Annotated in this window: 10 protein-coding genes and 1 pseudogene; 8 read left to right on the forward strand and 3 right to left on the reverse strand. The window is 67.8% G+C overall.

Going from position 1 to position 11,684, the window contains the following annotated elements; genetic code table 11:
* The 5 genes and pseudogenes from ACFW3D_RS32125 to ACFW3D_RS32145 form a co-directional block, all read left to right on the forward strand.
* A partial coding sequence (locus ACFW3D_RS32125) for a tetratricopeptide repeat protein (RefSeq protein WP_500510200.1) occupies positions 1-921 on the forward strand: 921 nt, incomplete at its 5' end.
* A gap of 327 nt (positions 922-1,248) precedes the next feature.
* Positions 1,249-1,659, forward strand: a pseudogene (locus tag ACFW3D_RS32130) (winged helix-turn-helix domain-containing protein); the annotation flags it as partial.
* A gap of 539 nt (positions 1,660-2,198) precedes the next feature.
* Positions 2,199-3,107, forward strand: a complete 909-nt coding sequence (locus tag ACFW3D_RS32135) for a hypothetical protein (protein WP_500510202.1) — start codon at positions 2,199-2,201, stop codon at positions 3,105-3,107.
* 53 nt (positions 3,108-3,160) lie between these two features.
* A complete protein-coding gene (locus ACFW3D_RS32140; protein ID WP_500510204.1) occupies positions 3,161-3,322 on the forward strand; it encodes a hypothetical protein in 162 nt (53 codons plus the stop codon).
* Positions 3,319-4,497, forward strand: coding sequence for an ankyrin repeat domain-containing protein (locus ACFW3D_RS32145; RefSeq protein WP_500510206.1), 1,179 nt, complete (start codon positions 3,319-3,321; stop codon positions 4,495-4,497). The genes ACFW3D_RS32140 and ACFW3D_RS32145 overlap by 4 nt, the downstream gene beginning before the upstream one ends.
* A 104-nt stretch (positions 4,498-4,601) precedes the next feature.
* Here ACFW3D_RS32145 and ACFW3D_RS32150 read toward each other — a convergent pair whose 3' ends face one another.
* The 3 genes from ACFW3D_RS32150 to ACFW3D_RS32160 form a co-directional block, all read right to left on the reverse strand.
* The gene (locus tag ACFW3D_RS32150; RefSeq protein ID WP_500510223.1) at positions 4,602-6,062 is read right to left on the reverse strand and encodes a UvrD-helicase domain-containing protein; all 1,461 of its coding nucleotides are present in this window, start codon (positions 6,060-6,062) and stop codon (positions 4,602-4,604) included.
* A 188-nt stretch (positions 6,063-6,250) separates the two neighbouring features.
* On the reverse strand, positions 6,251-7,126 hold the full coding sequence (locus ACFW3D_RS32155; protein ID WP_500510209.1) for a DUF6083 domain-containing protein: 876 nt from the start codon (positions 7,124-7,126) through the stop codon (positions 6,251-6,253).
* A 180-nt stretch (positions 7,127-7,306) separates the two neighbouring features.
* Complete coding sequence (locus tag ACFW3D_RS32160; RefSeq protein ID WP_500510211.1) at positions 7,307-7,573, reverse strand: helix-turn-helix transcriptional regulator; 267 nt, start codon at positions 7,571-7,573, stop codon at positions 7,307-7,309.
* 802 nt (positions 7,574-8,375) lie between these two features.
* Here ACFW3D_RS32160 and ACFW3D_RS32165 point away from each other — a divergent pair.
* From ACFW3D_RS32165 to ACFW3D_RS32175, 3 genes are all read left to right on the forward strand, one after another.
* Positions 8,376-8,930, forward strand: a complete 555-nt coding sequence (locus tag ACFW3D_RS32165) for a hypothetical protein (RefSeq protein WP_500510214.1) — start codon at positions 8,376-8,378, stop codon at positions 8,928-8,930.
* Positions 8,931-9,144: 214 nt separating this feature from the next.
* The gene (locus tag ACFW3D_RS32170; RefSeq protein ID WP_500510216.1) at positions 9,145-9,576 is read left to right on the forward strand and encodes an effector-associated constant component EACC1; all 432 of its coding nucleotides are present in this window, start codon (positions 9,145-9,147) and stop codon (positions 9,574-9,576) included.
* 2 nt (positions 9,577-9,578) lie between these two features.
* Complete coding sequence (locus ACFW3D_RS32175) at positions 9,579-11,462, forward strand: caspase family protein (protein WP_500510219.1); 1,884 nt, start codon at positions 9,579-9,581, stop codon at positions 11,460-11,462.
* Positions 11,463-11,684 lie beyond the last annotated feature (222 nt).

The following is an 11,684-nucleotide window of genomic DNA, read 5'->3' on the forward strand; positions in this document are numbered from 1 at the left end:
ACGTACGCCCTGGCGGAACTCGGCAGGATGAAGCAGTTGACTGGTGACTTCCCGGCGGCGCTCGTCCTGCTGGAGCAGGCCCTGGAACTCCACCGCGCCCTCGGCGTTCGCCACGGTGAGGCTGAGACCTTGGGGAACTTGGGCGTGGTGCGGCGGTCGACTGGTGACTATCAGGCGGCGGCCGACCTGCTGGAGCAGGCCCTGGAACTCCACCGCGCCCTCGGTGACCGGCACGGTGAGGCTGAGAGCTTGGGGAAGTTGGGAGTGGTGCGGCGGCTGACTGGTGACTATCAGGCGGCGGCCGACCTGCTGGAGCAGGCCCTGGAACTCCACCGCGCCCTCGGCAAACGTTTTGGCGAGGCCGGCACTCTAGGGGACTTGGGCGTGGTGCGGCGGCTGACTGGTGACTACCCGGCTGCGGCCGACCTGCTGGAGCAGGCCCTGGAACTCCACCGCGCCCTCGGCACCCGCATCGGCGAGGCTTACGCTCTGGCAGAGCTCGCGGCAGTGCGGCGGCTGACTGGTGACTTCCCGGCGGCGGCCGACCTGCTGGAGCAGGCCCTGGAACTCCACCGCGCCCTCGGCAACCTCCCTGGTGAGGCTGAGGCACTGAACGGTATCGGCGCGCTGCTGGCTGCCTCCGCCCAGCCACAGGAGAGCCTTGGCCGGTACCGGCAGGCTCTGAATCTCGCGCGTCGGGTGGGCAGCCCTCTGGAAGAGGCACGGGCGCTAGAGGGCATCGCCCACTGCGCAGCACAAGCAGACGCGAGGGGAAGTGCCCTTGACCACCTCCGGGAAGCTATAAGCATTTATCACCGCATTGGTGCCGCCGAGGCACGGTCCGCTGCTGCGGACTTGGCCATGCTGGAAGGCCAGGGCACAAGCGATGGGGCAGGTGTCCACGGTTCGAATGATTCTTGAACTAACCAACCGCATGGCTAGCGGTGATGCGCGAGGTTGTGGGTCAGACGGTCGGTAGCGCGGCGAGCACTACAGTCGCCACCGCGGAGAAGGATCGGGGCTTCCGCCAGGCCGGTCCTGAGGCCTGACGGGTCAGCTCTCCCATGATGATCCGGCCACCACTCAGGCTGAGAGCGCAGGAGGAGGGTGGTGTGCAGAGGGGCTCTCCAGCGGTCTTCGAACGGACGAGCAGGCTGCCCCGTGGTTGTCCGTAGCTACTGAACTTGATTGAGTGATGTCGGGTCGTTCGCCTGACAGTTGGCTGTTGGCGGCGATAGCCCTTTGCGTGTGAGGTACGCGCAGGGCGGCGGGCTGACCGACGCCGAGAGGGCCGCGCGGGAGCGGATCCGGCTGCAGGCCGTGGAACGCTTCGAGGACGGGCAGAAGAACGGGCAGATTGCTGCCGCACTGCGGGTGAGCGAGCGATCTGTCGAGCGATGGCGCCGGGCTTGGCGCGAGCACGGCGAGACAGGGCTGTTGTCGAAGGGTTCTCCCGGTCGGCCTCGGCTCAACGACGTCCAGATCGCCAAGCTGGAGGGCGAGTTGAAGCGCGGACCGCTCGTCCAAGGCTGGGCGGACCAGCGGTGGACGCTGGCCCGGATCAAGACGCTGATCGGCCGGCTGTTCCGCGTCACCTACACAGTCGAGGGCACCTGGCAGCTGCTGAAGCGGCACGGCTGGTCCTGGCAGCAGCCGTCGAGTTGGACAGCCCGGTGAGCGAGTTCATCGCGGATGCCGGCAAGAACGCGGCCCATCTCGGTGTGTTCATCCAGGGTGAGTCGGGACTTCCTGGGTATGCAGGTCTCCGCTCGGCTGATAGCTGGGGCGGAATGCTCAACGACAGACGCGTGCGAGGGTCCCCTCGGACCGCCCCTCCGGGGTCATGGGCTGGACCAAAACAAATGGGGGATGAAGAGCGCAGCCGGGGACTTCTACGAAGCCTCATCAACGCGTCGCTTCGGGCGTCCTTGGTGGCTGATCCATCAGTGATGGATCAGGTCAGGGGCAGGGGGTGGGTCGTTGCTGCAGGAGCGTACCGGCCATAATCACGTTCCGGTGCCGCTTGATCACCGAGCGGGCGCAGCCGCCGCTACGCTGGGGGGACCTCACGCTCTTGGGAGGGCCAGGGTCTTCGTTGCCGACCGTGGGTGGCGTCAGATGAGAAGTCAATTGCCTCGGAGGGTCTGGGCTGGCATCATCCCTGGCATGATCGAAAGAATCGAGTCCTCCGTCCGCCGGTGAGCGTGACGACCGAGCGTGGTTCGCTCGGATCCCGGACGACACTGTTCGAGCACGCCCTGCGTCTGCATCGGCAGGATCCTGACAGTGCCCTACCGCGGGACGGCGAGCCGTATCCGGACGACGACCTCCACCGTCGCCGGCAACCGCCCCGCCCGCCGAAAGATCAGCGGCTCAGGGGCGCCGAGGCTGCCGTCATTCTCGACGCGCACTTCGCCGCGGCCGATGCACCACCCAGCCAACTCACCGATGCCTTCCATGATGTCGACGTCCCGATCCACAGCAACGAGCACATCGCCACTGCGGCGCTGCGCGCGGACAAGCAGCGGGTGCGACAGACCGGCCGGTGGCTTGTGCGGCACAGCACGGATCGATGCGCCGCCACCGTCGGCCTTGCCCTGCTGGCCACGGACTGGGCGGAGGAAGACATCCCGCTGATCCAGACCATAGGTCTGCTGTCGAACCAGTTCGGTGCGTTGGCCGCTGATGCGCTGCGACGTCGCCGCGGCGGCGAACAAGCATTGTTGTGGCTCGCCCAGCGAGTTGCCGGCTGGGGCCGGGTCTACGTCATCGAGGCCCTCTGCCGACACCCGACGTTCGAGTCCCGCCAGTGGCTGCTGCGCCATGCCTGCGACGGCGACTTCCTCAACGGATACTTCGCCGGCCAGGTCGCCACCGCCGCTCACCTGCACGAAGCGATCGTGGGCACTGAGGTCGATGATGACCTGGTCGATCACACCGGTCGACTCATGAGGTTGATGGCCGATTGCGGCGGCATGGGCATGACCCTGGAGCGCTATCCGCCGGCGCCCGTCGTGCTCGCCGCATATGCCGCTCATCTTGATCGGCAGGCACCGACCGCGGGCAGATACGTCGACACGACGCCGCAATCATCGTCGACCACCTGACGACCAAGGCACCGGAACGAGGCGGGTGCACCGCCGAACAACGTGACCGCGTCGTGCAGCAGTACCTTGCGGTACTCGACAGGCAGGACTGGTGTGACACGGTCCGCGAGGACCTCGACGCGGACAGCGACTTCTTCGCCTGGTTCACCAGCAATGTGGCAGCGCGGCTGCACCTGCGAGCGTTCACTGACCTGACGGGTGGTGATGACCGATGAATTCTGCAGACGATCAGCGCCTGATCGAGGCGGTGCGGGCCGGTGACGAGGTGACCGTTCGGCAGGCGCTGGCCGACGGTGCGGACCCGAACGTGGCGGTTGGCCGGTTCCGGGGGTCAGTGCTGGCCGCGGCTGCGCGCAGCGGCCAGCTGGGGATCGTGCAGCTGCTGATGGACGCCGGCGCCCGCGTCGAGGCCGCTGACCCGTACACCGCGTCGCCGCTGCGCTCCGCCGTGCTCGAGGCGCACACGAAGGTGGTGCAGTTCCTCGTTGCCCGCGGAGCCCTCGCGGCGGAGCCCGCCACCAGGTCGAGTGTGCTGACGGAGGCCGTGTCCCACACCTCGTTTCACCCGAGACCAGCGGCTCTTGCCACGCTGCGGGTGCTGCTGGAAGCGGGGGCGGCCCCGGGTCCGGCCGACGAGGCACCTCTTATCACCGCGGTCATGCGTCCCGTCGCGCCAGCCGCACTGCGCCTTCTCCTCGCGCACGGTGCGGACCCCGACCAACGCCGTTCCGACGAGACACCAGCGATCGTCATAGCCGCCCGACGAGGCGATCACGCCGCAGCGGACGTACTCCTGCAGGCCGGCGCAGACATGGAAGCCCGCGACCGGCAGGGGCGAACGGCGTTGATGCACGCGGTGGAGCGCAACGAACAACTAGTGATCGCAGTCCTTCTGCTGGCCGGCGCCGACACGGACGCCGTCAGCGCCGACGGCATGACCGCACTGCACCTCGCCCGCGGCTGGCAACGCCAGAACGTCCAGTTCATGCTGGGCGAACGGCACGCCGGCCTGGACGACGTGCCCATCACTCGCACCGCCGTCCGGCTCACCCCGACCCACGTTCGCCTCACCGGCGATCCGCAGATGCTTCAGCTGCTGGCGAGCGTCATCGACATTGCACTCGACGACCTCGGTGACGACGAGTGGCAGTGTCGGACCGGCACCGACGCCGAGACAGCTCAGACCGTTGCCATGCGGCTACGCGAGGAGACAGGCCGGGCGACCAATGCGTCGTGGTATCAGCTGGACGTCACCGCAGACGAACTCGGCGCCGTGCGCTCTGCTTTGGTCGAGCTCGCATACGGCACCACGCGCGGCACGCCGGCCGACACCAGCCGACTAGAGATCATCGACCTCCTTGCCGAGCTCAACCGACAACTCAGCCGTTGAGACTCCTATAACGGAAAGAGGAGGAAACGTGTCCTCCTTGTCGCGGCCGTTGCAGCCCAACCGTGACCCTCTCTCCTCGACAAGGGCTCCGTTTGACCTGCCGGTCAGGGGTTTCCGTCGGGGTGGTCGTTGATCCATTCCAGGCCGCCGAGGTCGAGGCGGGTGCGGGCGCGGGTGACGGCAACGTAGGCGAGGCGGGCGTCGGCTTCGTCGATCGGCCCGGGCAGGGGGTTGCCGTGCTCGTCGGTCTCGTCACTGTCCTTGGGTGGGTGGAAGTCGTCGGCGATCTCGACCTGGGGCCATTCACGGCCCTTGGACTTGTGCGCGGTCGAGACCGTGACCTGCGCGTCCTGCTCGCGGTGGAGGCGGTTGACCGCGGCGAGGATGGCATCGGTGCCGTGGTAGTCGACGAGGTCGACCAGGGGCTGCAGGTCACTGCCGGCGGGATCGTGTTCGGCGTAGTCCTGCAGCTGGCCCCAGGAGGTGAACAGCACCAGTTCGGGGTGGGAGGTGCGGCGCCCGTCTTTCAGGTCGCGTGAGGCGAGGGCCAGAGCCTGCAGGGCCGCTCCTCCCCCGGCCAGCGCGACCCTGCGGCCGAGGGCGAGGAAACGGAAAATCTGGGCCATGGCGCCGATGTTGCTACGGCACAGCACCGCGTCCGGCTGGGTCACCTTGCCGACCTCAGTGGGGATCGACCGGCTGCCTTCCAGGCGGATCGGGGCATCGGCGATCGCCAGCCACCGGTTCGCCTCCAAAGCCAGCAGGGGCCCGAACCGGAAAGACCGGGTCAGCGACAGCGCCGTGCCGTCGAAGCCGGTCATCACGTCCTTGGCGCCACGCCAGCCGTAGATGGCCTGCGCCGAATCGCCGACCATGACCAGCTGGGCGTGCCCGCGCTGGTTGAGCAGCACCTGTTCCAGGACCGGGTTGGTGTCCTGGGCCTCGTCCAGGAGCACGAAGTCGGCGTGGAGTTTCGGGTCGGACAGGGCCCACAGTTTCAGGTAGTGGTCGTGTTCGAAGCGGACGGCGCCGGTGTCGGGGTGCTGCAGGTCCGCCCACGCGGCGCGGGCGTAGGGCAGGATGCGGCGGGCGAGCTCGGCGTGCAGGTCCTCGGTGTCCAGGCCGCGCAGCGGGGGCACGTGGTGGCGGTCGATGACCGGGTCGGCGGAATGGCAGAAGCGGGTAACGGTGCGCTGGGCTGTGGAGGTCAGCGTGGCCGGATAAACGGTGCGGTCGCCGATCCGCATGGGCTTGGTGATGCCCAGCGCGTCGGCGGTGTGCCGGCCCGGCAGACGGGGTCCGTTCAGGCGGGCCTGGTAGCGGTGACCGATAGCGGCGTAAGCCAGGGAGTGAGCGGTCTTGCACAGCACCGTCCCGGGGAAGCGGCCGGCGGCGTCCTGCGCGATGGCCCGGTTGAACGCCACATACAGGCCGCGCCGGGAGGTGCCGGCAGCCAGTTGGGTGAGCGTGGTGGTCTTGCCGGTACCGGCGCCGGCCTGGATCACCAGGTGCTCCCCCGTGGCGAAGGCGTCGGCGGCCGCGATCTGTTCGTCGGTGGGCTGCAGCATGATTGAGCATCGTCGTTCTGTGAGAGCGCGGTCGGGGGTGCGCAGGGTTGGTCAGGTGTCGTCTCAGGGGCGATAGGTAGCGGCGTCGATAGTTACGAGGTTGCTGAAGCGGCGGGGTCGGCCGCAGGGCGATGCCGTCGGCGGAGGAGGCGGGTAGAGGCGAGCCGGGTTGTTTGGGCGGGCGGTCACCGAGGGTCTCGACCGGGCGCCGGCGAGGGGGCGGGAAGCCGATCACGGATGAACGGGTGGTGGCGGTCGGGGTGAAAGGGCTCCCATTCGGTGCGCGCGTGGTCGGCTGCCTCACCGATGGCGGCGTGGGTCGGGCAGCGCTGCTTGTGCCAGCGCAACTGCTCCGCATACGGCAGATCGGTCAGGTCGTAAACCGCCATCACCTCCTGAGCGGCGGGCAGCCGACCATCGCCGGGGCGCAGGAGCGGGTCCACCGGTTCCAGTCGCCACGTACCCGGCAGCGCCTGAGGGTCCAGGACTGGCTGGCAGCAGCGGCGGCGGGTACGGGTGTGGGCCACGCACTGAAGGTCCTCAAGAGGACCGGGGGCGAGGTAGCGGGTGTAGAGCAGGCCCATCACTGGCCGAACAGGCGGGAGCGGCGCGGGTCGGGCTGGCTCCTGGGGCTGGGGCGTGAACACTCCGGCGTCCTGCAGCCGGCGCGAGGTCAGGCCCAGCGCACGCCGTGTCTCCGTCAGCAGCGGGCTGCGGTTGCCGGCCGGGCCGGCCGGGCACACGGCGTGATGCCGAACGCGGCACCAGGCGCTGCCGTCGTGGGAGGCGTGAGCGATGCCGGAGGAGACGTGCCAGCGCTCACCGGACGGGACCGTGCCGGCGGGCAGCTCGTCCGGGTGGAGCGGGACGGAAGTGCTGCCGGGGCGTTGGTACCACTCGACTCGGTTCCCGCAGTAGTCGCACCGGCCGCCCTGTGCGGACCGCAGCAGGCGACTGGGGCTGTCCGTATCGATCCGCAAGGACCGGCGGGGCCGGTAGTTCTTCTGGCTGCCGTCCCAGGCGGATCCCTCGTCAGCGAAGGAGTTATTGGTCGCACGCATGACCGCAGACGATGACGGGCGACACGCTGCACGCGGGCTGACCAGGCCGCCTGGGTCACCTTGGTGGCTGCATCAGCCGTGCTGGAGTTCGCTTTATCGTCCGCGCGTTCGCCACTGATCGCCGTTTCGGGTGGCGTCGCCCCACGTGGCCGTGAGAGCCCTCGAGGCTTGTGAGGTCGGTCAGGTGGCAGGCTGACCGGGAGGTTCGTGGCCTGCGCAGAGGGTGCCGAAGAGCTGGTCGAGCGGGGCGCCGAGGGCGTGGGCGAGGGCGTGCCAGGTGGCGAGTGTGCCGATGGTGCGGCCCTGTTCGATCTCGATCAATGTGCGGCGTGACAGGCCTGTTCGGGCGGCGAGTTCGTCGTAGGTCCAGCCGCGCTCGGCCCGCAGTCGTGACAGCTCCTGGCGGAGTGCGTCGAGGTTCGGGTCGGGCGGCGGAGTGATCGTCACCGCTCTATCGCACGGTGCAGAACCCTGCCCTGTCAGTGCAGACCTCTGCCCTATTTTCCCTTGTCAGGCCGAGAGCGACAGGGCAGAGGTCTGCACTACCGTGTGCCGCCACCGGCACTCCCCGCCTCGGGGCGCCGGCCGAACCGCTCGTCATTCAGTAGGGAGGACAGCTCTCGATGGGGCACCGTGCACTCCCCCACCCGGTGAAGCGCACCTGGACACTCCAGGTCCGTCCCAGCCCTGGCGGGACGGACCTGCTCTGCCCGCAGTGCGGCCGCATCCCGGCCACGTCCGGGTCCGCCGCGACGCGAGCCGTCATCGTGAACCACCTGGCCCTCCATGCCCGTTCCGAACCGCTCCCCGCCCACCTGCGCACCTGCAGGTGCGGCGAGCACGGCTGCCGTTGGCACCCGCGTCACCGCGGCTGCAGCGGCCCCATCGCCCTGCTCCTCGCACGAAGCGCGGGGGGTCGCATCTGGCGTCTGACGGATGCGTGCCGGGCTTGCGCCGCTGCCACCGAACACGCCGCCACGGTTCCCGAGCCCCGTGGCGTCGTCGGGGTCGCCGAGGAAATGACCAGCAGCCTGGTGGAACTCTTCCCGGCCAAAACCCAGGACTTCGTGGAGGACGGGCCCTGCTGGCAGGACGGAGCACTGTACGGATAAATCGACGCATCCGCGAGACGCCCCAAGGCTTCCGGCCCGACCATGAGCAGCATCGGAAACCTACCCGTGACTGTCTCAAGCCTGCTCATCATCACTGCACGCAAACTGGGATGCCAGCACGTCGACGCGGAGGCCACGTGGAGCCCGGAACCGCAACTCAACTGATCACCGTAGGGGCGACCCTGGGCGGTGTAGTGCTCACACTCCTGGCCAACGCGTCCCTGGAGCAACGCAGAGCCCGCGACACCCGCGCCCTCGAGGCGATGCGCCTGGAGGGCGAGCAGGGGCGTTGGCTTCGCGATGAACGCCTGAAGGCCTACTCCGCCCTCTCCCTCGCAGGTGAGGAAGCACTGCAGTTCATACGATCCGAACTGCCCCGCCTCATCGGCCCGGAGGCTGCCGCTCATCGCCCGGAGACCGAAGCTCGCTGGCAAGAGCTCAGAACGCAGCTACGTAAGGCCTACAATCACGTGGCTCTCTTCGGTGCTGATCACGCACGTGAGGCCGGACTGCGCATCTGGCGGACCGCCCGCAACGGCGGCAACGACATCCTCCGCGATCTGGACTCCGGCGCCGCATTCGCCTCAGACCACCCGGTCCTCAACGAACGGATCCGCGCTCTCACATCAGACCTGGGAACCGCCGGCGACCGCTTCCTGGACATATGTCGCAACGACCTGCAAGGGCGATGACACCTCGAAGGGAAGCGCAGCGTCATCGCAACGACGCTGATCCTGGCGCGATATGGGAAGGGCATCGCCGACGCGACTGCCAGCGTCACCTCAACACCAGTTGACTGCAGGCTGATTAGCTGCAGTACTTCCGACATAGTGCCGTTGGATCCCATTGTCCGCCACACTGTGGAGGCGCAGCTTCGCTGGATATGGCGGTGCCGGGGGGAAGCACATGCAAGATGACGTTTCTGCAGGGGGCGCCGAGGCGGCTTGCCGGGCGGCTGACGTGGTGGACGTACTGTTGGTGGTGGCGTCCGACCCAGATCATGATCCAGAGGTCGTCGAGCGGCTGGTGCGGGGGCTGAGGGCTGAGGTCGTCGAACTGGACGTCGAATCGGTCCGTCCCGCCCCCATCAGCGCAATTCCGCAGGGAGCCAAGGGTTCCGATCCGGTCACGTTCGGGGCAATCGTGGTGGCGCTCAGCGCGTCCGGCGGAGTGTTCTCCGGGCTCGTTGAGACTGTGCGGGACTGGCTCAGTCGGCACTCCGCACGGCATCGCATCTCGCTGACCATCGACGGCGATACGATCGAGCTGGAGCGGGCGTCCGAAGCCGAGCGGCGAGATCTGATCGATGCGTACATCCGGCGACACACGGGTGGTTGATCATGGGACGCCGATTGGCGCTGTTGGTCGCCACATATAACTACGAGGACACCGGCCTGCGAAGACTGACGGCCCCCGCACATGACGCGGAGGCATTCGCTGCTGTCCTCAAGGACCCGGACATCGCCGGGTTCGAAGTCACCACGATGATCAACGAGCCGCATTACCGCATCGGTGAGGCCATCGCCAGCCTGTACCGGGACCGGCGTCGCGACGACCTGACGCTGCTGTACTTCACCGGTCACGGCCTGAAGGACGACGACGGCCGCCTCTACCTGGCCACAGCGAACACCCGGCGCAGCAGCCTGCTGTTCACCTCGCTGCCCGCCGAGCAGATCGACCAGGCCATGTCCGGCTCCATGTCCCGCCGTAACGTGCTGATCCTCGACTGCTGCTACAGCGGCGCCTTCCCGGCCGGGCGTGCCGCGAAGGGCGACACCGACGTGCACACCCTGGAGCGCTTCCAGGGCCGCGGACGCACCGTGCTGACGGCCTCGGATGCCACGCAATACTCCTTCGAGGGCAACCAGCCGCAAGGGGAGGCCGCGCAGTCGGTATTCACCCGGTACCTTGTGGCGGGCCTGCGAGATGGCAGCGCCGACCTCGACGGCGACGGAGACATCACCCTCGACGAGCTGTACAGCTACGTCCACGACCGGGTCGTCGACGAGATTCCCCAGCAACGGCCCAAGAAGCAGGACAACGTCGAAGGCCGGATCGTCATCGCACGCAACGTCAACTGGTCACTGCCGGCGCACCTGCGCAACGCTATCGACAGCCCGATCGCCAACGCCCGGATCGGTGTCCTCGACGGACTCGCCCGCCTGTACCGGATCGGCAACGAGACCGTCCGCGCCACTGTCCTCGAAGAGATCCGCCGTCTTGCCACCGACGACAGCAGAGGCGTATCCGCTGCCGCGACCGCGCAGTTGCAGTCCATCCTGCCCGCGCCACCACAAACCCCGGGCGAACCGGCGGACAGCCCTGTGCCCGACACACAGCCAACAATCGAGGCACCGCCCAAGACCACCGAGCCTCCCACCAGGCAAGCACCCCAAACCCCGCCAGGGCCAGCCCCGGGGGCAGCTCCTGACGGGCCGCCAATGGAATCACCGACCGCCTACACCACAAGCCCCCCACCCCCGCAGAAGCCCCCTGTAGCGAGTGGGAACACCAACAGACAGCCTCCGCCGACGACCCACGATGAGATCGCCCGGGAACCGACTATTCCCCGACGACGGATCAGGGCCCGTACGGTCATCGCGCTCTGCGTGGCCGCGGTGGCGGCCGTCTGGGTTGCGACGAGCGGCGTAGGCATGCTCAATCTGTCGCTGCCCCCGTTCCTGCCGGCACCGAAGCCGTCAACGACGCCATCAGCGAAGCAGCCAACGGCCCCGCCAACAACGCCCTCGACCAAACAGCCAACGACGCCGTCAACTGAACAGTCAACGACGCCTTCAACACAGCAGTCAACGGAGTCGTCATCCACGCAGAAGGTCGTGCCTGCCTCGGGCCCGCCTCCGTGGACAGTGGAGGGGTTCGGCTGGACCTACACCGTAAAGTCGGTCGCCAGGACCACCAGCAATTGGCAGTTCAAACAACGCCCGGCCTTCACCATCACCGCCTACGTCGAACGCAGCGACGAAAGCGAATTCTTTAGTTTGGAATATGAAATTACCAACCAGGACGGCACGCTCCTGAAAGAAGTGCCCTTCCAAGGCAACCTCGAAGGCGGGGATCATCCACCACCACACCAGAGAAGGAGCCTCGTCCACGTAGTCGAGGACACCAACCCACCAGCCACCCGTCTCACCTTCACAGTGACCGAATTCCACTCCGGACACGTTCTCGTTCTGAAGGACGTGCCTATCCCCTCCGGAGCCTGACGGGCAGCACCTTCGCGACGGCTTGCAAGCGGGGGGCGCCGGCCCGGTACGCCGCTGGCTCGGCCAGGGTCGGGCTGCTCACCGTACTGCCGCCATCACAGCCTCGAGGGTCATCGGCCTTACGCAACGGGTCTGTCCAACGAACGGTGTAACTCGGGTGGTGTGAGTTAGCGGCGGCCGAGGGAGAGTCGGCCGTCGAAGGCGATGTCGAAGGCTTGCAGG

Source organism: Streptomyces sp. NPDC058864, from assembly GCF_042742985.1.
Lineage (GTDB): Bacteria > Actinomycetota > Actinomycetes > Streptomycetales > Streptomycetaceae > Actinacidiphila.

Bases quoted from the DNA above. Each gene is read 5' to 3' on its own strand.
- ACFW3D_RS32145 (WP_500510206.1), top strand. From the start codon at position 3,319: ATGAATTCTGCAGACGATCAGCGCCTGATCGAGGCGGTGCGGGCCGGT.
- ACFW3D_RS32175 (WP_500510219.1), top strand. From the start codon at position 9,579: ATGGGACGCCGATTGGCGCTGTTGGTCGCCACATATAACTACGAGGAC.
- ACFW3D_RS32170 (WP_500510216.1), top strand. From the start codon at position 9,145: ATGCAAGATGACGTTTCTGCAGGGGGCGCCGAGGCGGCTTGCCGGGCG.
- ACFW3D_RS32155 (WP_500510209.1), bottom strand. From the start codon at position 7,126: ATGCGTGCGACCAATAACTCCTTCGCTGACGAGGGATCCGCCTGGGAC.